Origin of the sequence: Rahnella selenatireducens, assembly GCF_046449555.1 — a bacterium.
GTDB classification, from domain to species: domain Bacteria; phylum Pseudomonadota; class Gammaproteobacteria; order Enterobacterales; family Enterobacteriaceae; genus Rahnella; species Rahnella selenatireducens.
In genome coordinates this window covers 223093-246462 of record NZ_JBKEZJ010000001.1, presented here as the reverse complement: position 1 = coordinate 246462, position 23370 = coordinate 223093, and the positions used below count along the sequence as shown (strand labels likewise).

26 protein-coding genes and 4 tRNA genes are annotated in these 23370 nt (G+C 50.7%); 20 read left to right on the top strand and 10 right to left on the bottom strand.

The features are described from left to right. Nucleotides 1-4: 4 nt before the first annotated feature. Nucleotides 5-994 carry a metal-dependent hydrolase gene (locus ACLBVC_RS01185; RefSeq protein ID WP_410147617.1) on the top strand — a complete coding sequence of 330 codons (990 nt, stop codon included), beginning with the start codon at nt 5-7 and terminating at the stop codon, nt 992-994. Between the two features lie 53 nt (nt 995-1047). Here ACLBVC_RS01185 and cycA read toward each other — a convergent pair whose 3' ends face one another. Beyond that, nucleotides 1048-2448 (bottom strand): D-serine/D-alanine/glycine transporter, encoded by a 1401-nt coding sequence (gene cycA, locus ACLBVC_RS01180; RefSeq protein WP_410147615.1) that lies wholly within the window; start codon nt 2446-2448, stop codon nt 1048-1050. A 372-nt stretch (nt 2449-2820) separates the two neighbouring features. Between cycA and ACLBVC_RS01175 the strand changes: the two genes are divergently transcribed. Together ACLBVC_RS01175 and ACLBVC_RS01170 are read left to right on the top strand one after the other, a co-directional pair. Next, nucleotides 2821-2896: transfer RNA gene (locus tag ACLBVC_RS01175), tRNA-Lys, on the top strand. Nucleotides 2897-3311: 415 nt separating this feature from the next. Beyond that, nucleotides 3312-3725 (top strand): hypothetical protein, encoded by a 414-nt coding sequence (locus tag ACLBVC_RS01170; RefSeq protein WP_410147613.1) that lies wholly within the window; start codon nt 3312-3314, stop codon nt 3723-3725. A gap of 72 nt (nt 3726-3797) precedes the next feature. Here the strand turns inward: ACLBVC_RS01170 and ACLBVC_RS01165 are convergent, their stop codons facing one another. Then, entirely contained in the window at nt 3798-5564 is a 1767-nt protein-coding gene (locus ACLBVC_RS01165; protein ID WP_410147612.1) for a sensor domain-containing phosphodiesterase, read from the bottom strand. A 192-nt stretch (nt 5565-5756) separates the two neighbouring features. On the opposite strand from ACLBVC_RS01165, the gene leuA reads away from it, so the two are divergent. Beyond that, the gene (leuA, locus tag ACLBVC_RS01160) at nt 5757-7427 is read left to right on the top strand and encodes a 2-isopropylmalate synthase (RefSeq protein ID WP_410147610.1); all 1671 of its coding nucleotides are present in this window, start codon (nt 5757-5759) and stop codon (nt 7425-7427) included. On the opposite strand, the gene ACLBVC_RS01155 is transcribed toward leuA, so the two are convergent. The 3 genes from ACLBVC_RS01155 to ACLBVC_RS01145 form a co-directional block, all read right to left on the bottom strand. Beyond that, a complete protein-coding gene (locus ACLBVC_RS01155) occupies nt 7396-8172 on the bottom strand; it encodes an AraC family transcriptional regulator (protein ID WP_410147608.1) in 777 nt (258 codons plus the stop codon). The genes leuA and ACLBVC_RS01155 overlap by 32 nt on opposite strands. Nucleotides 8173-8175: 3 nt before the next feature. Next, nucleotides 8176-8346, bottom strand: a complete 171-nt coding sequence (locus ACLBVC_RS01150; protein ID WP_410147606.1) for a hypothetical protein — start codon at nt 8344-8346, stop codon at nt 8176-8178. 133 nt (nt 8347-8479) lie between these two features. Continuing rightward, nucleotides 8480-8704 carry a DUF2594 family protein gene (locus tag ACLBVC_RS01145; RefSeq protein ID WP_015697982.1) on the bottom strand — a complete coding sequence of 75 codons (225 nt, stop codon included), beginning with the start codon at nt 8702-8704 and terminating at the stop codon, nt 8480-8482. A 775-nt stretch (nt 8705-9479) separates the two neighbouring features. Here ACLBVC_RS01145 and uvrY point away from each other — a divergent pair. From uvrY to ACLBVC_RS01115, 6 genes are all read left to right on the top strand, one after another. Further along, nucleotides 9480-10136 (top strand): UvrY/SirA/GacA family response regulator transcription factor, encoded by a 657-nt coding sequence (gene uvrY / locus ACLBVC_RS01140; protein WP_410148068.1) that lies wholly within the window; start codon nt 9480-9482, stop codon nt 10134-10136. After that, nucleotides 10129-11964 (top strand): excinuclease ABC subunit UvrC, encoded by a 1836-nt coding sequence (uvrC, locus tag ACLBVC_RS01135; protein WP_410147604.1) that lies wholly within the window; start codon nt 10129-10131, stop codon nt 11962-11964. Before uvrY ends, uvrC begins: the two co-directional genes overlap by 8 nt. Nucleotides 11965-12020: 56 nt before the next feature. Then, nucleotides 12021-12569, top strand: a complete 549-nt coding sequence (gene pgsA / locus ACLBVC_RS01130) for a CDP-diacylglycerol--glycerol-3-phosphate 3-phosphatidyltransferase (protein ID WP_152325563.1) — start codon at nt 12021-12023, stop codon at nt 12567-12569. 147 nt (nt 12570-12716) lie between these two features. Next, nucleotides 12717-12792 (top strand) — tRNA-Gly (locus ACLBVC_RS01125). Nucleotides 12793-12850: 58 nt separating this feature from the next. Beyond that, nucleotides 12851-12924 (top strand) — tRNA-Cys (locus ACLBVC_RS01120). 11 nt (nt 12925-12935) lie between these two features. Further along, a tRNA-Leu gene (locus ACLBVC_RS01115) sits at nt 12936-13021 on the top strand. Nucleotides 13022-13206: 185 nt separating this feature from the next. On the opposite strand, the gene ACLBVC_RS01110 is transcribed toward ACLBVC_RS01115, so the two are convergent. Beyond that, entirely contained in the window at nt 13207-13473 is a 267-nt protein-coding gene (locus ACLBVC_RS01110) for a hypothetical protein (protein WP_152325564.1), read from the bottom strand. A gap of 226 nt (nt 13474-13699) precedes the next feature. On the opposite strand from ACLBVC_RS01110, the gene ACLBVC_RS01105 reads away from it, so the two are divergent. Together ACLBVC_RS01105 and deoR are read left to right on the top strand one after the other, a co-directional pair. After that, nucleotides 13700-14359, top strand: a complete 660-nt coding sequence (locus ACLBVC_RS01105; protein WP_410147603.1) for a metallophosphoesterase — start codon at nt 13700-13702, stop codon at nt 14357-14359. Between the two features lie 84 nt (nt 14360-14443). Continuing rightward, nucleotides 14444-15208: a DNA-binding transcriptional repressor DeoR gene (gene deoR, locus ACLBVC_RS01100; protein WP_410147602.1), complete on the top strand. Its 765-nt coding sequence runs from the start codon at nt 14444-14446 to the stop codon at nt 15206-15208. Nucleotides 15209-15214: 6 nt separating this feature from the next. Here deoR and ACLBVC_RS01095 read toward each other — a convergent pair whose 3' ends face one another. Beyond that, nucleotides 15215-15691 carry a GyrI-like domain-containing protein gene (locus ACLBVC_RS01095; RefSeq protein ID WP_410147601.1) on the bottom strand — a complete coding sequence of 159 codons (477 nt, stop codon included), beginning with the start codon at nt 15689-15691 and terminating at the stop codon, nt 15215-15217. Between the two features lie 182 nt (nt 15692-15873). On the opposite strand from ACLBVC_RS01095, the gene ACLBVC_RS01090 reads away from it, so the two are divergent. From ACLBVC_RS01090 to ACLBVC_RS01080, 3 genes are all read left to right on the top strand, one after another. Continuing rightward, the gene (locus tag ACLBVC_RS01090) at nt 15874-16380 is read left to right on the top strand and encodes a YlaC family protein (RefSeq protein WP_410147599.1); all 507 of its coding nucleotides are present in this window, start codon (nt 15874-15876) and stop codon (nt 16378-16380) included. Between the two features lie 127 nt (nt 16381-16507). Next, nucleotides 16508-16783 (top strand): hypothetical protein, encoded by a 276-nt coding sequence (locus ACLBVC_RS01085; protein ID WP_410147597.1) that lies wholly within the window; start codon nt 16508-16510, stop codon nt 16781-16783. Nucleotides 16784-16831: 48 nt separating this feature from the next. Continuing rightward, nucleotides 16832-17095 carry a hypothetical protein gene (locus ACLBVC_RS01080; protein ID WP_226790063.1) on the top strand — a complete coding sequence of 88 codons (264 nt, stop codon included), beginning with the start codon at nt 16832-16834 and terminating at the stop codon, nt 17093-17095. 70 nt (nt 17096-17165) lie between these two features. On the opposite strand, the gene ACLBVC_RS01075 is transcribed toward ACLBVC_RS01080, so the two are convergent. Next, nucleotides 17166-17378 (bottom strand): YccJ family protein, encoded by a 213-nt coding sequence (locus ACLBVC_RS01075; protein WP_152325570.1) that lies wholly within the window; start codon nt 17376-17378, stop codon nt 17166-17168. Between the two features lie 213 nt (nt 17379-17591). On the opposite strand from ACLBVC_RS01075, the gene ACLBVC_RS01070 reads away from it, so the two are divergent. The 3 genes from ACLBVC_RS01070 to ACLBVC_RS01060 all read left to right on the top strand — a co-directional run bounded on the left by ACLBVC_RS01070 (nt 17592) and on the right by ACLBVC_RS01060 (nt 19005). Next, a complete protein-coding gene (locus ACLBVC_RS01070; RefSeq protein WP_013576285.1) occupies nt 17592-17723 on the top strand; it encodes a hypothetical protein in 132 nt (43 codons plus the stop codon). Between the two features lie 251 nt (nt 17724-17974). After that, entirely contained in the window at nt 17975-18316 is a 342-nt protein-coding gene (locus ACLBVC_RS01065; RefSeq protein ID WP_410148067.1) for a DUF2502 domain-containing protein, read from the top strand. 428 nt (nt 18317-18744) lie between these two features. After that, entirely contained in the window at nt 18745-19005 is a 261-nt protein-coding gene (locus ACLBVC_RS01060) for a hypothetical protein (protein WP_410147594.1), read from the top strand. A 75-nt stretch (nt 19006-19080) separates the two neighbouring features. On the opposite strand, the gene ACLBVC_RS01055 is transcribed toward ACLBVC_RS01060, so the two are convergent. Next, nucleotides 19081-19527 (bottom strand): universal stress protein, encoded by a 447-nt coding sequence (locus tag ACLBVC_RS01055; RefSeq protein ID WP_410147592.1) that lies wholly within the window; start codon nt 19525-19527, stop codon nt 19081-19083. A gap of 38 nt (nt 19528-19565) precedes the next feature. Continuing rightward, nucleotides 19566-20330, bottom strand: coding sequence for an IclR family transcriptional regulator (locus ACLBVC_RS01050; RefSeq protein WP_410147591.1), 765 nt, complete (start codon nt 20328-20330; stop codon nt 19566-19568). A gap of 255 nt (nt 20331-20585) precedes the next feature. Between ACLBVC_RS01050 and ACLBVC_RS01045 the strand changes: the two genes are divergently transcribed. Together ACLBVC_RS01045 and ACLBVC_RS01040 are read left to right on the top strand one after the other, a co-directional pair. Further along, nucleotides 20586-22196 (top strand): MFS transporter, encoded by a 1611-nt coding sequence (locus ACLBVC_RS01045; protein WP_410148066.1) that lies wholly within the window; start codon nt 20586-20588, stop codon nt 22194-22196. A 58-nt stretch (nt 22197-22254) separates the two neighbouring features. Continuing rightward, the gene (locus ACLBVC_RS01040) at nt 22255-23289 is read left to right on the top strand and encodes an HlyD family secretion protein (protein WP_410147589.1); all 1035 of its coding nucleotides are present in this window, start codon (nt 22255-22257) and stop codon (nt 23287-23289) included. The last annotated feature ends 81 nt before the right edge of the window (nt 23290-23370 follow it).

Here is a 23370-nt window from a genome sequence, read left to right as displayed (position 1 = left end):
CAGGATGGATTCGGTTTCACAATTAGTCTTGGGCGCCGCCGTGGGTATCGCGGTGATGGGCAAGCGGACGCCTGTGTGGAAATCCGCGCTGGCGGGCGCGGTCTGCGGAACGTTACCGGATCTGGATGTTTTTTACGATCACGGCGACGCCATCAGCAATATGACGCTGCATCGCACGGAGACTCACGCGTTGTTGTATCTCACGCTGGTTTCGCCGCTGCTCGCCTGGATGATGGCGAAAATTTTCAGCGCCGGGCAGCACTTCAGACGCTGGTGCGGCACGGTCTGGCTGGCGCTGATCACGCATCCGCTGCTCGATTTAATGACGGTTTACGGCACGCAGCTTGGCATCCCTTTTACGCATTATCCGTTTGCGGTCGGCAGCATTTTCATCGTCGATCCGCTGTATACCTTGCCGCTGATCATCGGCGTCGGGCTGGCGCTGTACCGTGAGCAACAGCGCGGGATTATGTGGAATAACGTGCTGCTGGGCGTGAGCTGTTTGTATCTGGTCTGCACGGTCATTGAGCAGCACGAGGTGACGGTGCACGTCAGTGAAGAGTTGCAGCGGCAGAATATCGAAAGCACGCAGGTTCTGGTGACGCCGACGCCGCTCAACTCGCTGGTGTGGCGCGTGGTGGTAATGAATAAAGACAGCTACGGCGAGGGGTTTACATCGCTGCTGCATCCGGATTCCCCAATTCGTTTCCGCTTTTATCCACGCGGAGAAGCGCTCTACGAAGCGCATAAAGACAATGCGTTTCTTGCCCGCGTCGCGTGGTTCAGCCACGGATTTTTCAGTGTGAAAGAGCAGGACGGGCACATTCTGGTCAGTGATTTACGCATGGGCCAGGAACCGGATTACACTTTTGTGTTTGATCTTGGCGAGATGAAAGCCGGAGAATCGCCTGATTTACCGGTCAAAGTGACCTCGGCCAGACCGTCAGCGCTGAAAATGTGGCGGCAGTTCAGACAGGCGCTGGATGTGGAGTAAATCACCCAAGAAAAAGGAGCCGTTAAGGCTCCTTTCTGCTATTACCGATTCGGTTAAGCGCGGCGGCTTCTGCATCGCAGCCAGTAGCCAATGCCGAGGATCACGAACCACAGCGGTGTGACAATCAGCGCCTGGCGGGTGTCATCCTGCAACGTCAGCAGTACCAGTACGAAGGCGAAGAACGCCATGCATACCCAGCACATGATTTTGCCGAGCGGCATTTTGTAGAGGGACGCTTCGTGAAGTTGCGGACGTTTACGACGGTAGACAAGATACGAGCAGAGGATGATAGTCCAGACGAACATAAACAGAATCGCAGAAACGGTGGTGACCAGCGTGAAGACCGTCACCACGTTCGGGATCAGGTAAATCAGCACCACACCGCCAAGCAGGCAGATGCAGGAGAAGGTCAGCCCGTTAGACGGCACGGCGCGGGAGGAGAGTTTGCCGAACGCTTTCGGCGCATTGCCTTCCTGAGCCAGACCGAACAGCATGCGGCTGGTGGAGAACACGCCGCTGTTGGCGGAAGAGGCGGCTGAAGTCAGCACGACAAAGTTGATGATGCTCGCCGCAGCCGGCAGACCGGCCAGAACAAACAGCTCAACAAACGGACTTTTATCCGCGACAACGTGGCTCCACGGTGTGACTGACATAATCATGATCAGCGAGAAAACGTAGAACATGATGATGCGCAGCGGGATCGCGTTGATGGCGCGTGGCAGCGATTTCTGCGGATCTTTCGTTTCGGCAGCCGTTGTGCCCACCAGCTCAATCCCGACAAAGGCGAACACCGCAATCTGAAAACCGGCAAAGAATCCGCTGACGCCTTTCGGGAAGAATCCGCCATCGTTCCACAGGTTACTGAAAGAAGCGACGGTGCCGGTTGGGGTCTGGAAATGCGTCAGAACCATTACCAGCCCGGCAATAATCAAACCGACAATGGCGACAATTTTGATCATCGCGAACCAGAATTCCATCTCACCAAACATTTTGACGGTGGCCAGGTTCAGGCTGAGGAGAACCAGAACGCAGAGCAGTGAGGCGATCCATTGTGAAAGACCGGGGAACCAGAACTGTGCGTAGGCGGTGATGGCCACGACGTCGGCGATGCCGGTAACGACCCAGCAGAACCAGTAGGTCCAGCCGGTGAAATATCCGGCCCAAGGACCGAGAAGGTCGGCGGCAAAATCGCTGAAGGATTTGTATTCAAGATTGGAAAGGAGCAGTTCGCCCATCGCGCGCATCACGAAAAACAGCATAAAGCCGATGATCATATACACGAAAATAATGGAAGGACCGGCGAGACTGATGGTTTTTCCGGAGCCCATAAACAGTCCGGTACCGATGGCACCGCCGATGGCGATAAGCTGAATATGGCGATTAGAGAGGTTTCGCCGCAAACCTTCTGCGTTCTCTTCCTCTGACTGAGTGAGGATTTTTGACTCTTCTTGCATGTTGTATTGATTCCTGTTTTTTGCTTTTTGCGTATGAACTCCGCCATATCGCATTTATTTATGTCAGTAAATTGAGCTCTCAATGGCTCTTTTGTCAGCCCATCTGGAACGACAGCGGGGATGACCGGTGTAATAGTAATGTTATATGCGCATTTATTATAACTGGCATGAAAAATGCCGCTGGGAAAAATGTATCGTATTTTTTACAACGTGGATAACTGAGTGTTAATTAATCAAATAACAGTGACAGCGACGGGAATAATACCGTTTTTCACTGTGATGGGCCTCACAATTATCACTGAGAATAACGACAAAAAAAGTATGGATAAGCGTTTGACATCATCCGTTGAGAAGAGAATAATCCGTCCCGTTGGGTCGTTAGCTCAGTCGGTAGAGCAGTTGACTCTTAATCAATTGGTCGGCGGTTCGAACCCGCCACGACCCACCAACATTCTAGTTATCAATGAGTTGTGATTCCCCTTTTCGTCATTCCTTTCTGTTTTATCTTCCTGATCCGTTAATGCTATTATTTAGTTCTAGTTCCGGAAATAAAAAATCTTTCGTTGCCTTAAATTTAATCAGTGAGTTCGGATTAGTTTTACTGTGGTTGAATATGGTGAAATGCGGGATATAAGTTTTATGTAGCAGCTGTTTAACTTGACGGGTTCAGGAGCTTCATTTTAAAACAGGGAATATTAAGGTTTTCTTTGGCATGGCATTAATTTCCGTATGCTTTAACGTTGCAATCATGGGGGGGATTTTGTTTTGCCCTGCCTGCTTCCGGTGCAACAATCTCTCCTAAAAAGAGTCGGACAAATGCGCGCACGCTGCTATTATTCGTGCATAAACTCAGGGAGATAACGATGAAAAAAACACTGGTGGCCTTGGCTGCTCTACTTTTAGCCGGGTGCGCAGCTAATCCTTACGAGCCGACACTTCAGGTCAAATCGTCGTTTGCCAATGCCAGCACCACACCGCCGGCGGGGCAGACGCATGTCAGATTGCACCGCATCGAGCAGTGGTCGGTGATACCTTTTGAAAAGACCTGTCCGCTGATCGTGATTTTAGATGGTCAGACCGTCGCGTCGCTGCACTTTAATCAGTATGTGGATTTAAATGTGCCTAACGGCATGCGAACTATCGACGTTCGTCTTGCCTGCGCACTGACCAAAACGACCGGTTCAATTACTGTAGATGCGAACGGGAAACCTGTCAGTCTGGAAACAGACCGCAGTTTCTTCGGGACCTACAATATCCGACAGAAAACCGGTGAATGAACGAAATGAAAAACCCGCATTTGAGCGGGTTTTTTTATGTCTGTTGTTAAGCCCACTTAGCCCTGATGAAAATCAGGTGTACGGTTTCGACCATTCCAGTATCTGATCATGTTGCAGCGGGCGGGAAAAATAGAAGCCCTGCACAGAATCACAACGCAGTTCTTCCAGACAAAGCAGTGTGTCGTTGTCCTCGACCCCTTCTGCAACCACCTGATAGCTCAATGCATGCGCCATTTCAATCATAGACTTAACGATCACTTTGCTTTTGCTGTCATTGCTGATGCCCTGAATCAGAGACTGATCCAGCTTCAGCGTATCCGCCGGAATTTTTTGCAGATAGTTGAGGTTGCTGTAGCCGGAACCGAAATCGTCCAGCGCAATGCTGATACCCATTTGTCTCAGCGCATCCAGCGATGCCACTGCGTGCGGGTTATTCGTCAGCGTCTGGGTTTCAAGACACTCAATTTCCAGCATTGACGGGGAAACCTGATGGAGGATCAGCGCGGTATGAATACGCTGAACCAAATCCTGTTCCACCAGATTATTGGCCGTCAGGTTAATGGAAACCTGAATCTGTGCACCGCGTTTTTGCCACTCGGCAATTTGCATCACGGCCTGAGTGATCACCCAGTTGGTCAGCGGCGTAATCAGCGGCGTTTTTTCAGCAAGAGGAATAAATTCTGACGGTGAGATGATCCCGAGGGTTGGGTGCTGCCAGCGGATCAGCGCTTCGACGCCCTGAAATTTTTTGTCGGCCAGCCGGATTTTCGGCTGATAAACCAGATGGAAATCTTCGCAGGACGCTACCGTTGCCATCAGGTCATTAAGCAAATTGAAGGCACGCAGCTGGATAACATCGGATTCCCGCTGATACGGCATCACCAGCTGATTATTGCTGATGGCTTCATGCAGCGACGACATGCCCTGGCGCATGGTGGTTTCCGCGCAGGATGAGGTTGACGAAAAGACGGTATAGCCCGCGTGCAAGCGGACATTGATCGGGATATCGCTGGTAATGCTACGCTGGATTTTTGTCGCGGCGATTTCAAGCTGATTAAAAATTTCCTGCTGTTCATCGAGCCGTTTGATCAGCGCAAAGCGCCCGAGCATCAGGCTGTAAACTTTGTCATTTTCATTCAGTTCGCTGCGCAGAAACGCCCCGACGTCTTTCAGAATGTTTTCAACTTTCGGAATGCCAATTGAGCGTCCGATGTCGTAGGCATAAAGCGTGTCGAGCGTATCAATCAGGATCAGCAGGTAGGAGGTGTTATCCGGCGTTTTGATGATTCTCGCGATGTCTTCCATCAGTCGCTGGCGGTTTGGCAGACGCGTCACGATATCCACAAAGCTCATTGAACTGCGCGATTCGATAATATCAATGACGATAGCCGCGAGATCCGAGAGCATTTCTACTTCCTGCACGGAGAAATCTCGCGGCTGTTTGTCGGCGAGACACAGGCTGCCGACCGCAAAACCATCGCGCGTGATAAGCGGGGCACCGGCGTAGAAGCGCATTCCTTCGTCGGCGGTGACCAGCGGATTCTCGTTAAAACGCGGATCCCGTGTCGCATCATTGACGACCATGACTGATGAAGAGCGGATGGTGTAATCGCAAAATGCGATGTCGCGCGCAGTGTATTTAATCGCCATATTGGTTTTGGATTTAAACCACTGACGGTGCTGGTCAACCAGAGTAATGATGCAAATAGGAATATCGAAAATTTGCTGCGTCAGCCGCGTAATCAGATCAAGCACTTCATCCGGATTGCTGTCCGCAATCTTGAGTTTTTGCAGCGCCGCAAGCCGCTTTTTTTCGTTTGGATTCAGAACCCTTTTCATTCTGTACGACCTCTGATCGCCGATCTGAACGCGTTTAGTTATGCACTATAGCGTGACTCTGATTCATTAATCATTTTCTTTTTGTCCGTTTTGCGAGGGTGGCTGTCAGTTAGCAAGGCGCAGAAAGATATCGTTTGCGTACTATGGAATTTGCAGAGCAATGCCGCTCACTTTATTCCTCAGGAGAATCGTATGTTAAACGACCCGTCACAAAAATATCGTCCGTTCCCCCCGGTGAATTTGCCGGACCGTCAGTGGCCGGGGAATACGCTAGATAAAGCGCCGCAATGGTGCTCAAGTGATCTGCGTGACGGGAATCAGGCTCTTGTGGAACCGATGGATAATGCCCGTAAGCGTCAGTTTTTTGACCTGCTGGTACGCTGCGGTTTTAAGCAAATTGAAGTGGCGTTTCCTTCAGCTTCGCAAACCGATTTTGATTTTGTACGCGGGCTGATTGAAGACAAGCTGATCCCCGATGACGTCGTGATTCAGGTTCTGACGCCGTCACGCCCGGATCTGATTGCCCGTACTTTTGAGGCGCTGAGAGATGTGCCGCGCGCCATCGTCCATTTATATAACGCCACGGCGCCGGTTTTCCGTGAAGTGGTGTTCAGTCAGGATAAGGCCGCCACCCGCGAACTCGCCGTGCGCGGCGCACAGCAGATTCGTCAGCTTTGCGAACAGTATTCTCAGACGCAATGGACATTCGAATATTCACCGGAAACCTTCTGTTTTACCGAACTGGAATTTTCACTGGAGGTCTGCGAAGCGGTGGCCAGTGTCTGGGAACCCGGCGCTGTGCGTCCGATGATTATAAATTTACCAGCCACGGTGGAAGTCAGTACGCCGAATATTTACGCTGATCAGATTGAATGGTTTTGCCGGCATTTCAGCCGCCGTCAGCAGGTTTCTATCAGCGTGCATCCGCATAATGACCGCGGAACCGGCGTGGCGTGTGCCGAGCTGGCGATGCTGGCGGGTGCAGACCGCGTCGAAGGTTGTCTGTTCGGAAACGGCGAACGTACCGGGAATGTGGATATCGTGACACTGGCGCTGAATCTCTATACGCAGGGCGTAAACCCTGAACTGGATTTCAGTAATTTGCAGGCGATTGTAGAAGCGGTTGAGGAATGCAATCAGCTGCTGGTACATCCGCGCCATCCTTATGCCGGTGAACTGGTATTTACCGCGTTCTCCGGTTCGCATCAGGATGCCATCAAGAAAGGTTTTGCAGCGCAGAAAATCGCAGAAAGTGACGTCTGGCGGGTGCCTTATCTGCCGCTTGATCCTGCTGATGTCGGGTGTAGTTACGAGGCGGTGATCCGCGTGAACAGCCAGTCTGGCAAAAGCGGGGCGGCCTGGTTGCTGGAACAGAATCACGGGTTGAAACTGCCGCGTGGCCTGCAAATAGATTTCAGCAAAGCCGTGCAGCGTGAAACCGATACGCATGGCAAAGAAATGAGCACCAGCGATATCTGGCGGCTGTTCCGTGCGCGTTACGGCCTGACCGAGCAACCGGTGGTGAAACTCCTGAGCTACGATATCCGCAGTGATGAGCAAAACGTCTGCCATTTCAGTGCGCGCATCCGCTACCGCAACGAGGAACAGCAAATTGCCGGCAGCGGCAACGGATTATTATCCGGTGCGGCCGAAGCACTGCGTCGCAGCTTTGATGTGGAACTGGAAATTGGCGATTACCACGAACATACGTTAGGGCACCAGAGCCACAGTCGCGCCGTCGCGTACCTGAGTTGTCAGGGGCGTCATGGTGAAACCAGTTACGGCGTGGGAATCGACAGCGATGTGTCCAGCGCTTCCGTACAGGCGCTGTTTAATGCGGCTGTCGGGATTCTGTCTGACTAAAATATTCGCTGGGCGAAACGCCAAGGGAACGGCGGAACATTGCGCTGAACGCACTCGGGCTGTCGTAGCCGAGTGCCAGCGCGACATCAATCACAGAAAGACCCGCCGCCAGCTGGTTAATCGCTTCGAGTAATTTCGCCTGTCTGACCCAGTCACTGAACCGCAATCCGGTTTCGCGCTGAAACCGCCGCGAAAGCGTTCGGCTGCTGATATCCAGACGCTGAGCCACATCCGCAAGTTCCCAGGGGGCGCTCAAATCGTCACGAATTCTCTGGCAGAGAACCAGCAACTCCTGTTCTTTGGGTTCGGGCAAATGAAGTGGCAGCCTCGGCAGCAACCGAAGTTCGTCGAGCAGTAATTCCATAATCCGTTCATCACGACCGCCCGGCGGATAGTTGTGCGGGATCGTCAGAGACGTCAGGATAAGTTCGCGGAGCAGGGGGGAAATCTGGACCACCTGACATTGCGCAGGTAAATCGGCGCGGGCAAGGGGATCGACAAATAAGGTACGGGCTTTTACGCTGCCGATAAACCGCAGGCTGTGTTCTAAGTATGCGGGCAGCCAGACGCCGCGTCCCGGCGGAACCATCCAGGTGCCGAGCGCGGTGTTTACTTCCACAACGCCAGATAATGTATGGATAAGTTGCGAACAGTTGTGGCTGTGTGCCGGTTCGCTGTCACCATGCTGATAATCAATGGCCAGCGGCGCGACGGCCTGATGTTGTGCAAGGAAGTTGCGGTGCATTAATCAGTGATGTTTCTGATTTTTGGCGTCTTCGACAGCCTTTTTGGCTTCTTCAGCCGCTTTCGCAATCTCTTCTTCTGTCAGCAATTCGGCGGCTTGAATCAGTTCTCCCAGCCCGTCGCTGACATGGACTTCGTCTGCCTTACTTTTGTTTTCTTTATTGTTTTCGCTCATAACGGTTGTCCTTAGAATGTGAATACAGGGCATTATTATAGCAGAATTTAGGGGGGGGCAGAATTCAGGGTGGAAATCGGAAGGCGTGCGGGGAAAACGCAGAGCCCGCCGGGTGGCAGGCTCCGAAATATTTTTACTGGCGGTAAGCGAACTTGATTTGTTGCAGGGAATTTTTGAAGACTTCAGCCTGCTGCTCATCTTCCATCTGCGCCACAAAACGCTCCATATTCAGCATGACTTTACCTGCATCAGCCTGACCAATGGCTTTTAAAATCAGGGTCAGAGTGGCTTTCAGGCAGGCAACTTCGGTCGCCAGTGTTTCAACGTTTGCTTCAGTCGTAAAATCGCAATTACTCATTATTTCAATCTCCTCAGACGCGCTGACAGGCAGCACGCCGAATTCTGAACGGTAAAAAGAACAGGATAGAAAGAACCCAGCCGTTATGCCGGGTGAAAAGTGGCAGCATTTTAGCATAGTTGGCACGTTTTAGCGCAGCGCGGAACCGTTGCCGCTAAAACGGTAAAATAGGATTATTCATACAAACTATTCGGGCGGTCGTAAAGAATACTAAACATAATAGCGAACTGAGAACCTTTCATGTTGATGTACAGATTTATTCATATAAGCCATCAGCAATTCGTGCTATCCAAAATAATAATCGGATATATCATAGATATATGAAAGGGCTACATTGACGGATAAATAAGCAGTCTAAGAAAATGCCTGTTTTAGACCTGAAAATTCCGGTGTTATTATTTTTTTACTGCTGAAAACATCGGACCTCTGAACAGCCTTTTGTGTTGATTAGACAGGTTTTTTTAATGAATTATTAATACAGGTGATGGCACTTCTCATTTACATTCAGCAAAGTAGTTTTTTTCAGACATTCCTTGGTCAGGACGGCATGATAGAGTAAAATACGCGGGCTATAATAATGCTTTTGTCTTCCTGATTTAAAACACTGCCGATGAGCGGTAGTGGGGCGAGTTTGTTAATGCTGGCCTCTAATTGCCACCTCCTCTTCGTTTATAAGCGGTCTGAGAACACTATTAATGTTCAGCGTGCATGATTACGTTAAGACGGGCTTGAAGAACCTGACGGTGTGTCGCCCTTATTTTTTGGAGAATTCTCTTTGATTAGCGTTCTTCTTGTTGATGACCATGAACTGGTGCGCGCAGGGATCCGACGCATTCTTGAAGATATCAAAGGCATCAAAGTCGTTGGTGAAGCGCAGTGCGGAGAAGATGCCGTCAAATGGTGTCGCACCAACGATGTTGATATTGTCCTGATGGATATGAACATGCCGGGTATTGGCGGGTTAGAAGCGACGAAGAAAATCATTCGTTTTTCTCCCGACATCAAGATAATTATCCTGACGATTTATACTGAAAATCCGTTACCCGCCAAAGTGATGCAGGCCGGGGCTTCGGGCTATCTGAGTAAAGGGGCTGCACCACAGGAAGTGGTGAATGCGATCCGGCTGGTTGATTCAGGTCAGCGTTATATTGCGTCTGACATCGCTCAGCAAATGGCACTCAGCCAGATTGAACCCCAATCTGAAACGCCTTTTGATTCCTTATCCGAGCGTGAATTACAGATCATGCTTATGATTACCAAAGGGCAAAAGGTGAATGAAATTTCAGAACAGCTGAACTTGAGCCCGAAGACAGTTAACAGTTATCGTTACAGGATGTTTAGTAAATTAAATATTAGTGGCGATGTTGAGTTAACCCATTTGGCTATCCGACACGGCTTGTTCAACGCGGAGACTTTATCAGGCAGTGAGTGATGAGCGTTTCGACCCTAAAGCCTTTCTGAAAACGGTCACCAGCCAGCCGGGCGTCTACAGGATGTATGACGCCAGTGGCACCGTAATCTATGTAGGTAAAGCCAAAGACCTTAAAAAACGTCTTTCCAGCTATTTTCGTGTCCAGGTTTCCAGTCGTAAAACGGAAACGCTGGTCAAGAATATCGCGCAAATCGATGTCACCGTGACGCATACGGAAACCGAAGCGCTGCTGCTTGAACACAACTACATCAAACTGTATCAGCCGCGCTACAACGTTTTGTTGCGCGATGATAAGTCGTATCCGCTGATTTTCCTCAGCGCGGATAACCATCCGAGAATTACCGTCCACCGTGGCGCGAAGCATGCGAAAGGCGAATATTTCGGGCCTTTCCCCAATTCTTACGCTGTTCGTGAAACGCTGGCGCTGTTACAAAAACTTTTCCCTATCCGCCAGTGCGAAAACAGTGTTTACAGCAACCGCTCACGCCCGTGTCTGCAATATCAGATTGGCCGCTGTCTGGGCCCGTGCGTTAAAGGGTTGGTCAGCGATCAGGAATACAACGATCAGGTCGATTATGTGCGCCTGTTCCTGTCGGGGAAAGATCAGCAGGTTGTCACGCAGCTGGTCAATCGGATGGAAGAAGCCAGCAAAGATTTGCGATTTGAAGATGCCGGACGGATCCGCGATCAGATTCAGGCCGTTCGCCGCGTCACTGAGCGTCAGTTTGTATCGGGCAACAGCGAAGATCTGGATGTCATCGGCGTGGCCTTTGAGTCGGGAATGGCCTGCCTGCACGTGCTGTTTATTCGTCAGGGTAAAGTGCTGGGCAGCCGCAGCTATTATCCGAAAGTACCGGGCGGCACCGATCTGGGCGAAGTCGTGCAGACGTTTGTCGGGCAATTTTATTTGCAGGGTAGCCAGATGCGTACGCTCCCCGGCGAAATTCTGCTGGATTTCAGCCTGCCAGAAAAAGATTTGCTGGCGGAATCCCTCAGTGAAATGGCCGGACGCAGGGTTCAGATTCAGAGTAAACCTCGCGGTGACCGCGCACGTTATCTGAAACTGGCGCGCACCAACGCGTCCACCGCGCTGACAACAAAACTTGCGCAGCAATCTACCATCCATCAGCGGCTGGCAGAATTGGCAAAAACACTCCATCTTGCCGAAATTAACCGCATGGAATGCTTCGACATCAGCCATACTATGGGCGAGCAAACGGTCGCTTCCTGCGTAGTCTTCGACGGCAACGGACCGGTGCGTTCGGAATACCGTCGCTATAACATTACCGGAATTACGCCAGGCGATGATTACGCGGCGATGGCTCAGGTGCTGAATCGCCGTTATGGCAAAGCGCTTGATGAAAAGAAAATCCCCGATGTCATCTTTATTGACGGCGGGAAAGGCCAGCTCGGCATGGCGCGCGATGTTTTTGATTCGCTGAATGTTGAGTGGGATAAATCTAAACCGCTGCTGATTGGTATCGCCAAAGGTGCTGACCGTAAAGCCGGACTGGAAACGCTGTTTTTTGTGCCAGAAGGTGAGGGGATTGCGTTACCGGCGGATTCTCCGGCATTGCACGTGATTCAGCATATCCGCGATGACTCACACAATCATGCGATCACTGGCCACCGTCAGCGTCGCGCTAAAGTGCGTACGACCAGTGCACTGGAAGAAATTGAAGGCGTCGGGCCAAAACGGCGTCAGGTTTTACTGAAATACATGGGAGGCATTCAGCCATTACTGAATGCCAGCGTAGAGGAAATTGCACAGGTGCCGGGTATTTCTAACGCATTGGCAGAAAAGATTCATAATGCGTTGAAACACTAAAGGCAATGTAGCAACATACTCATAATATCCACACCGGACAAACAGTTACCTTCGCTATGCAATTTAATATACCTACGTGCCTTACCCTGTTCCGCGTTGTACTGATACCGTTCTTCGTGCTGGCTTTCTATCTGCCTTATCCATGGGCATCACTTGCCTGCGCGCTGATTTTTGTTTTTGCAGCGGTGACTGACTGGTTTGATGGCTATCTTGCCCGTCGCCTGAAGCAAACAACGCGTTTTGGTGCATTTCTGGATCCCGTCGCGGACAAAGTGATGGTCGCCATCGCGCTGGTGCTGGTCGCAGAATACTTCCATTCATGGTGGATTACATTGCCTGCGGCGACGATGATTGCACGTGAAATTATCATTTCGGCGTTGCGCGAGTGGATGGCTGAAATTGGTAAACGGAGCAGCGTTGCGGTGTCCTGGATTGGTAAAGTGAAGACAACGGCGCAAATGCTGTCCCTGGTCGCGTTATTGTGGCGTCCGGATAACATCGTGGTGGGTGTCGGTGTGGTTGCGCTTTACATTGCTGCTGTGCTGACTTTCTGGTCAATGTTCCAGTATTTGAACGCTGCGCGACACGATTTGCTGGAACCCTGATCAAACTGACGTAAAAAACGTCAAACGATCGCATGAACCTGATAATTTTATTGACTCAATCCGTCAGGTCAGTAGAATGCAACGCATCGGAAGGCAGCCAGTTATACGCCAGAAGATAGTTAAAAAAATCAGTACGTTCTGATTAAAGCGGGAATAGCTCAGTTGGTAGAGCACGACCTTGCCAAGGTCGGGGTCGCGAGTTCGAGTCTCGTTTCCCGCTCCAAATTTTCTTAAACTGGTTCGTGAATTGGTTTAAGTGTAAGACAAGTAGTAAGATTTAAGGCGCGTTAACAAAGCGGTTATGTAGCGGATTGCAAATCCGCCTAGTCCGGTTCGACTCCGGAACGCGCCTCCAATTTTCCCGGAGCCCGGGTGGTGGAATCGGTAGACACAAGGGATTTAAAATCCCTCGGCTTATGGCTGTACGAGTTCAAGTCTCGTCCCGGGTACCATGGAAAATTAGCTGAATAATCAAAAGCAATAAAGTAGTAATGTCGTTATAGCCACCTTCGGGTGGTTTTTTTATGCCTGAAATTCGGCAAGCCACAAGAATACACAATGATGCTTTTTCATGTGGCGTGCAGGGGAGTAGGTGCAGAGAAGGGAATTAAAACAGCCCCGAGGGGCGTTTTTAGGGTTAGAATTCACCCGGTGAATCAGTGTTGCTCAGTGCCCTGATAGATAAAGGCAGATGGTAGTTGGGCTGACTGGTGAAGAATGCCTGCAGGGCAACGCGTTTCTTCCGGTCTATAGAAATTTCTTCCATAGTTTTGCGGAAGATGCTGTAGCGGCCACATGAAGTACAGGTCACCGTGACAATTTTCGCCGACATATTCACCGACGTCTTATTCGTGCTTTGGCACAACGGACACTCGTCTTGAGCGCTTACAACTGTGGAACTCATAAAACCTCCGGTTTTACTTAGAGCGGGCAGTAGTCTAGCACAAAAAGGCGGCAGTTACTTAACGATAATTTAATTATCAGTGGATTTCAGCGCCAACTACGTGTAGAGAGCGCTCAAACCGCTGACGGGCAGCGAAAATTTTCTTCTCAGCTGCACGCATTCTTTCCTCCTTCTTCTCATACGTTACACTTAAAGAATTCACTGCTTTTATGGATTTCTGTTTCAGATGACGCCTGCTTTGTATCAGCGTATCGATGGTTCTCTTTACCATCGCATTTTTGTCGTGGGGGATTTGCACGGATGCCTCAGCCTGCTCAAGCATGAACTGGCGAAGATAGCGTTCGATCCGCAACGCGATTTGCTGTTGTCCGTTGGCGATCTGGCCGATCGCGGGCCTGACAGCGTCGGGTGTCTGCGCCTGATCAATGAGCCATGGTTTTCCTGTGTCCGCGGCAATCACGAACAGATGGCGATTGACGCGATATATGAAGAGAATGTCTCAAGATGGCTGCGTAACGGTGGCGACTGGTTTTATGCACTGGAAGATGAGGTTCAGGAGCAGGCAAAAGGGCTGATTTTGCAGGCAGACAAATTGCCGCACGTTCTCGAACTCCACACGCGCGAAGGAAAACGCATCGTCATTGCGCATGCGGACTACATTTCGGACGAATATGTTTTCGGAAAGCCGCTCGACAGTTATGAAACTATCTGGAACCGCGATCGTATCAACTACGCGCTTGCCGGACGTTACGGGCAGATATCCGGCGCAGATGCATTCTATTTCGGGCACACGCCGGTTGAACCTGCACTCCAATTTGCGAACCTGTTTTATGTCGATACCGGCGCGGTCTTTGGTGGTTATCTGACGATCCGGCAATTGCAATAATATCAGGCTGCGGGCGGGTTTGCTGTGGTTGCGCGGCAAAGGTATAGTGAGCGGCTGCGAACGGGAAAGGCGTGAGATAACACCATGGAAAATAAGCGTGAAGACAGGATCCAGCGTCTGTTACTGGCATTAAAAAAGACCGACAAAATTCATCTGAAAGATGCGTCTTTACTGCTCAATGTTTCCGAAATGACCATCCGCCGTGACCTTAACGTGGCGCCTGCGCCGGTTATTTTGCTGGGTGGTTATATTGTCATTGATCCCAAGAATAACCCGGCAACGCATTATTTCGTCAGCGAACAGAAAATGCGTCAGGTTGCGGAGAAAAAACGTCTGGCCTCTCGCGCTGCGGGGCTGATTCAGACGAACGACACGGTGTTTTTTGATTGCGGCACCACAATGCCTTACGTCATTGAAAGTATTCCCGAAACCCTCGTTTTTACGGCGATCTGCTATTCGCTTAATACCTTTCTCGTATTGCAGGAAAAGCCTCATTGTGACGTGATTTTGTGTGGCGGCGCGTTCAAATCCAGCAACAGTATTTTTACCCCGTTAGGCCGCAGCAGTGAGCTGGATTATATCCGTCCGTCTAAAGCATTTATTTCAGCGGCCGGTGTCAGTATTGAACACGGCGTCACTTGCTACAACTTTGATGAGTTGCTGATGAAACATCAGGCGATGGAGCGTTCTGCGCAAAGCATTCTGGTGGCAGACAGCTCGAAGTTTGATCAGGTGCGACCGGCGGCAATCGCACCTCTTGCCCGATTCAATGTACTGGTCAGCGACGCTGAGCCACCGCGGGCTTATCTCGATTTTTGCAGTCAGTCTGACATTCCGCTTCTGGTCTGAGCCTTTTTAGCGGATGGCGGGAATTTTCTCCACAGACTGATAAAGCACAACTTCCCAGATGCCATTTTTCGAACCATCGCTTAGATAGTGTTCGAAACAGGCTTTACCGTCGGGCCGGTAGTGCGCACTGGTCAGCAGTTGAGCATAAAAATCGCGCCAGGCTTTCTCAAAATTACCGTCGGCAATAGTGGTGTGATAGGCCGCATAAGTACCTCCTGGCAACGTTTGCAGCGACAGACCTTCTGCTTCATCCAGAATAAAATTATCGGCAACGCAAACCGAAGGATCGGCCCGCAACGCCTCTGACGGCGTGGTATCAGGGTTATCATGAAACCAGGTCAGCCATTCGGTACGCGGCTGATGGTGCCGCGCAACCCATTTGGTCAGTTGCTGAAAGCCGCTGTGGATTGACTGCTGATAAGGGCCGACAACCCGGTAGCTCACCAGCTTTTTGGCCGGTCTTTCTACGATTGATAATGCCACGATGATCTCCTTTTATCTGACATAGATTGGGTGGTTTCCATGTGGTAAAAACGTCAATGCCAAGCTTATCTATAACAGTTCACCGTTTTACTCACGGTAACTGCTCTACGCGCTATAACAGTTGTCATGATAAAATTATGTAATCAGATTGCATTATAGTCGTCACGCAGTGAGGTTATGAGATGGACGTAATCAAAAACGTATTAAACAGCGAAATAGATCGAATCAACCGTCAGGAAGGCCGTGACGGAAAGGCGCGCATCAACGGTGAGTTCTTTGTGAACCACCCGTGGTTGTGTCTGGCTATGCTGGTCGGCTATATCGCCGTCGGCATCGTGATGTATGTTTCACCGTACATGGGCATCGGCTGGTTTATTGGCTTCACCGCATTTCTGGTGTTTATGTCGGCGATGCTGCTGCTCGAAATCAAACCGGTTTACCGGTACGAAGACATCGGCGTGTTAGATCTTCGCGTTTGCTATAACGGCGAATGGTATTTCAGCCGCGAATTATCCGGTGATGCGGTTAAGCAAATTTTGAGCGCCGGCAGCGTAAGTTCGCGCATCAAAAATCGCATTGAATCGATTGTACGCAACAAAGGCTCGATCGACTTTTATGATGTGTACGATCTGGCTCGTCTGGAAAATCAGCAGCAAAATCCCACCAGAACAGCACAGTTAGCTCACTGATCGCGCCTTTAAACATGGCTTCTGCCCAGACGTTACCCTGCATGCTCTGATAAAATAGCGGCCGGGTATCATTTTCGTGTATGAATCGTACATGCGAAAAATGATGCCAGCCGTTACAGGAGCGACAGTGGAACGAATCAAACTCACTATTCATCATCTGCACAAAATCATTTCTGGTGAAAAACAGGATGCACAGGCGATCGCGCGCATTTATGCTGGCGATGAACTGTTGCTGACTGAAACGATGACCGGGCAGGCGATCCATTTTGATCGCTTTATCAAAGCCGAAAACGACAATGGCAAACCTTTACGTGTGGAATGGGACAGCGACGGCAGCGCCGCAATGTCGGTTTCCCGTGCCGAAGTGTGCCCTTGCTGCGGTGGTGATGCCCAGCACCATTGAATAAATCCGGTCCTGACCGCATGTTAAGTAAAAGCCGAACAGGGGTGAATGATGAAATTTATCAGCAACGAATTTGAATACCGTCAGTGGATCATGGACGAAATATTCCAGGCAAGTGCGGTAGGCGAAACCTCTGAGTTTGCCGATCAGGAAGTGGAAGATTTTATCTTTGACGCGCGTCCGGTGGCTTATCCCTGCGTCGCAGTGATGATTCAGACGCCCGGTGAGCCTGGCGTGTGCGAACCGCGATTCTTCTATAAAGAACAGGTGTTTGAGTGGGCACACAAAATGGGCTTTGGTTTTGACAGCTAAATGCGCATCCGGTTAACGAAAAAACCCCGGGAAGAGCCCAGGGTTTCGTGGCGAATGGCCGGGCGACTGATCAGACATTTTTCCTGTCGATTTTCTCTTCACCCCAGAACAAATAGTCGTCCTTGGTTTTTGCGAACGCGATGGGCAAGACTTCATCGCTGCCTTCTTCCCAAATTTTCTGCGCCAGTTTCTCATCATTTTTAGCCAGTTCGAAAATGGCTTCAGCGATTTCATGAGAGGTTTCACGTGTGTTGGCCCAAGCTTTGATGTTTGACGTTGTCATCCGGTTCTCCTCGTATTTTCAGCGCAACAGTGTCTCCATGACACCATCATATTCAGGTTAACTATGGTTTCTGAGCGGAGTTAATGCAAATCCACCCGACAGTGAAGGGCAGAAAAGCCGCGATTATTGCCGGTGCAGGGCACAAAAAAACCGGCACCGGGCGGGGACAGTCGTTTATACTGAACGCGATTTTGAATAATTAAGGTGATGAGAATGAGCGACGATATTTTTGATTTTGACATTGATGCTGCACTTGAAACAGCTGAAGTTAAAGCGGCTGAGAAAGCAGCAGAAGTGCCTGAAGCCGTTCAGGACGAAAGTGACTGCGAAGGTTGCAAAATCTGATTTTGCACAACAAAGCAGCAAACAGAAAACCGCTTCGGCGGTTTTTTTGTATCTGTCATTTATTCTTTTTTGGGTATTTCTGGCTGAATCTCCTTTCCAGACATAGTGTTGCAGCGCTGTCTCCCGACAGTGCTTCTGACGCAACTGTAAGGATAGCGTCAGGACATTTTTTTTGGGATAAATTCCTATAGAACAGGAAGATAGCTGGCGGTAATTTGTCACCACCTGATGAGCAGGTCGTGAGGTTCACAATGAAAAAACTGATTTTAGTTCTCGCCGTTTTGCTAACTTTGCCAGCTATCGCACAGGCAGACGTCGAGGTAGGGCTTAATATGCCGGGGTTGTCACTGCATATCGGTGACCGCGACAATCGTGGGTATTACTGGGATGGTGGAGACTGGCGTCCGCCAGGCTGGTGGGATAACCATTATCGTGATGAAGGTCGTGGGCATTGGGTATATTACGAACCGGCTCCTCCGCCACCGCCGCACTATTGGCATCACGAGCACTGGCACGAAGGACCACCTCCTGGCTACTGGCACGATGGCCCTCCGGGGCACTGGCGTGAAGGCCCACCTCCTGGCCGCTGGTAATCACGTTTTACATAATGGCTAAGCGTCAGAACATGAAAGAAAAGTAAAGACAGATTTTGGGAACAGGGTTGGCAGTGGCGATGCGAGGCATCCCCAATGTCAGTTCTGTTCCTTTCGTTTTGAATCGCTTTTAAAATCTCCGCCGCTGATAATTTCCTGCAAAATTAATCGCATGCTGAATATTTAAAATATAAATCATTCACAAAAATTATATTTAAAGCCGATTATTGTGAGGAATGGCAATAATCGCTTATCTCATAAACTTTTCAGAGAAAGTGCTGCTTGCTAAGTGTCATTGTTGTGTTAATTTCTTGTTATATGAAATCAGCAATGGAAGGCCTGAACGCAATGCGTGCCTGATATCATATTGACGTGTTAAGGATTTTTTTACTCAGGTGCGCTATTTGTCATTTACTGAGATTAACGTTATGCGCCTGATTAAAAACGATTTTGAGTTCCGTCTCTGGATGTTAGATGCCTATTTTTATCAGGATAAGATAGAAGGCAATACGTTACTGACCGACGAAGAAATGGATGAGTTTTTATTTGAATGCCGCCCGCAGGAATATCCGTGTTTAGGAACGGTCACGCCATCCAAAGAATGTTCGCTGGAATTTGATATTGCCTTTTTCTATCGTGAACACATTACGGAATGGGCAAAATCGATGGGATTAATGAATACGAAATAGTCCTGTTTTTCAGACATTTAAAAAGCGCCTTTTGGCGCTTTTTACGTTCTGGCACTTACGCAGATTGAAGAAGAATCAGTTTCCCCGCACTTCAACCATGACCGGGCAGGGCGACCGCGCGATAACTTCTGCGCTGACCGAACCTTTCATGATGCGACCAAAAGCCGAAAGCTGACGGTGACCCATCACAATAATAGACGCCTGTCTCTTCACGGCTTCCGCCACCAGCGCTTCCCCGGCGTTACCCACAATGATATTGCCTTTCGCCTGAATCTTTGCTTCTGCCAGCGTTTTCAATGCCTGACCAACCACGGCGCGGGCGGTATTTTGCTCTTCTTCGGCGGGCGGATAATCGATAACTTCGCCGGGCACATCACCGTTTTCTTCCAGCGCATAAGACTCATCAATGCAACAGGTCACATAGACCGTTGAGTTATGGTCAGCGGCAAGCTGACAGCTTAAATCCACTACAAATCCCGTTTGTCTGGAGCCATCTACGGCTAACAAAATGACGTCAAACATTTGTTTTCCTTATACAGCCTGATTTTTAAGGTTCGGAGTTACTTGCCAATTTCGCTGGTCAGCGCTTCTTTGCACTCAAGCAGAGCGGTACGGATCACGTCCTGTTTGGCCTCCAGACGCGGAGTGGGCACCAAGACGGAAACCGAGTAGCGCCCCAAAATTGTGTCGATGGCAATGGAGATCGTGGATACACCCTCCACGGTTTCACCGGTTTCCATTGAGATCCCGCTGCGGCGCACTTCGGAGATGATGTCGAGTAACGCGGCAGTTGTGCTGACGGTATTTTTTGTTGCAGGCTCAAGTACTTCGCCGACAATAATTCGAATTTCTTCATCGGTTTTTAGCGCCAGCAGCGCACGGCCTGAGGAGGTACTGTAAATCGGCAAATTCAGGCCAACGCGGGGAACAATGCGCAACTCAGTTTCCGATACGATGCTGTGAATATTGGCAATCTGACGACCGCTGGCGCGGCCAATGGCGACGGTCTCCCCGGTTATTTCGTTCAGATGGCGGAGCAAAGGCGTGGCGATGGCGATCATGTCGGTGTGTACTGTGGACGCCAGTTTCAGCAGCGTCGGTCCGAGCCGGACACCGCCGTTGCCTTCCGAACGCACCAGCCCTTCTTCTGCCAGCGCGGCAACGATGCGCTGAACCGTCGAGCGTGGAAGATCGACATCATTCGCGATGGCTCCCAGGCTCATGCCCTGAGGATGTTTGCCTAGTGCATTTAGCACTGATGCAGCTCGCGAGATCACCTGGATCCCTCCGCTGCGCTCTTCATCTGCCGGAATATCCTGTGCCATTCGTTTTCCTTATTCATTATCCGGTGTCATCCGCCAACACCTTGTCTTGCCAATGTAATGGCTGAACCGGTGAAAAACAATTCCTAATCACATTGCAATACACTGTACCGTATTATAGTATTTTGGTGTGTATCACGATACGGTGCATTGCATCGAAATATAAGTGATATTGCTCACTGAACCGCGCCTTCCCGGCGCAGACCTGTCTTCTCACTATCGGCGCAACATAAAGCGGCGAAGTTAATGAGCACAACTATGAATCAGCAAATTGCACAGGCACCGGCCGCCAGCAGCGCCGGAATGTCCGGACCGCCGCCGTTTACCGCGAGGCTGGTTACCGGATTAGCGGGCGTATTGATCGTCGCACTTTGCTCCGGCCTGAATGACCGTGTCACGGATATTGCTTTGGCTGATGTTCGTGGCGCTTTGAGTATCAGTAACGATCCCGGTTCATGGTTGATCGGTTCCTATCAGGCTGCCGAAGTGGCGGCCATGATGATTGCTCCGTGGCTGGCGGTGACGTTTTCGCTGCGCCGCTTCACGCTGTTCGTGACGTTGGGCTTTTTACTGGTCGCCGCCGTTTTACCGTATTCACCCAACCTGCCGGTGTTTATTACGCTGCGCGCGATTCAGGGGCTGTTTGGCGGGGCGATGCCGCCTTTGCTGATGACTGCGGCGCTGCGGTTTATGCCGCCGCAATACAAACTTTACGGGCTGAGTGCTTATGCGCTGACCGCAACGTTTGGGCCGAATATCGCGACCTCCCTGGCGGCCATCTGGACCGATTATGTCGGCTGGAAGTGGGTGTTCTGGCAGGTTATTCCACCGTGTGTGCTGGGGTATTGGCTGATTGGTTACGGTTTGCCACAGGATCCGCAGCGTTTCGAGCGTTTCAAACAGATGGATATTGTCGGCATGGTGACGGGATGCAGCGGTATTTCCTTGCTGGTGCTGGTTCTTCAACAGGGCGAACGGCTGGACTGGTTCAACTCGCCGCTGATTACCGTCATGTTTTTCGCCTCGCTGGCCCTGTTAACGATTTTTCTGGTTAACGAATGGCATCACCCGTTGCCGTTGTTCAAATTGCAGATGCTGAAACGCCACAATCTGGCGCACGGTTTAATCACGCTCTTTGCGCTGATGTTCCTGTTTTTATCCGGTTCGGCATTGCCTGCGAATTTCATGCAGCAGGTGGGGGGATTTCGGGCGGTTCAGGTCGGGCCGCTGGTGCTGACGATCGGTTTGCCGCAGCTGCTTCTGGCTCCGCTGGTGGCGTTTTTCCTGACTATCCGCTGGGTCGACAGCCGCTGGGTTCTGGCCTGCGGGCTGGGTCTGGTGGGGCTTTCCTGTTACGGGGGAACCCAAATCACCAGCGTCTGGGTACGTGACAACTTTTATGTGATTCAGATTATGCAGGCGTTCGGCCAGCCGATGGCGGTGTTGCCCATTTTACTCGGGGCAACCAGCGTCGTTCAGCCGCAGGAAGGCCCGTTTGCCGCAGCGATGTTTAATACAACGCGCGGAATGGGGAGTATTGCGGGAAGTGCCATGCTGGGCGTGATGGTCAGCGACCGTGAGCAGTTCCATTCTAACGTTTTACTCAATCACATTGGCGGCGTGAATTATCTGCTTTCCCAGCCTTATGGCGGCGGCAGCAGTTTTCTGGCGCCGCTGAACGCTGACGGTTCTGCGATTTCAACAGAAGTCATTACGCAGTTTTCCACGCTGGTCAGGAAGCAGGCACTGGTTATGAGCCTGGCTGATATGTACTTGCTGATTATCGGCCTGGCGCTTGCGCTGATTGTGCTGGCCGCCATCCTGCCTAAACGCTCTTATCCGCCTCAGTCTCTGGTTAAACGCCCCTGAATGAAGCATCACCTGAACGAATGTATTTCACTATAAGAAAGTACGAGAGAAAATCATCATGATAAAAACATCGCCTGTCCGCCTGAGCTGGCTGGTTGCCGGCGTGGTGGTGGTATTACTGATTGTGATTGCCTTCCGGATGTTGTCTTCAGGGAGCGCACCGGAAACCGATGACGCTTTTGTATCGGCAGACTCTACACTGGTTGCACCGCGGATTTCCGGAACGATTGCTGATGTGTATGTGCACGATAATCAGAGCGTTAAAGCAGGCGATGTGCTGGCAAAAATTGACGATCGCGATTACCGCAACGCAGTGCTTACCGCTGAGGCCAACCTCGAAACGGCAAATGCGCAAATGCTCAGCCTGACCGCGCAACTGGCGAAGCAGCAGCAGACTATTTTGCAGGCGCAGGCCATGGTGAATGCGGATTCTGCCAGTATTGCATATGCCCGCCAGAGCGCTGAGCGTTACAAACGTTTGCTGCAAAATGGCTCCGGCACGGCGGATGCGCGCGATGAATCAGATGCCAATTTGCGCTCAAAACTGGCTACCCAGCAAAGTGATATGGCCGCCGTGCAGGCCGCTGAAAAGCAGGTTGACGTACTGAAAGCGGAGCAGGCGCAGGCCAAAGCGGCAATTGATTCTGCTGCCACTGCGCTGTCGCAGGCTAAACTCAATCTTTCCTATACAGAAATCATGGCGCCGGTTGACGGCGTGGTCGGCCAGCGTTCACTGCGCATCGGCGGCTATGTCAGCGCAGGAACCCGCGTGCTGGCAGTCGTGCCACTTCGCGATGCCTATATTGTGGCGAATTATCTGGAAACGCAGCTGGGTGATGTACAGAAAAATCAACCGGTTGATATCAAAATCGACGCATTGCCGGGGGTGACGCTGAAAGGGAAAGTGGACAGTATTTCTCCGGCCACGGGTGTCACGTTTTCGCCGATTTCACCGGATAACGCGACCGGTAACTATACCAAAGTGGTGCAGCGTCTGGCGGTGAAGATTGTGCTGGATAAAGGTCAGGCTGATGCGAAGCGGCTGAAAGTCGGAATGTCGGTGATCCCGACGATAAATACTGCGTCACGCTGATTTTCGTTCGTCTTTCTTTGCGTCAAAAATCAGCCCCTGAAAGCAAAAGGGCCATGCTTAACCGCACGGCCCTTTTTGTTT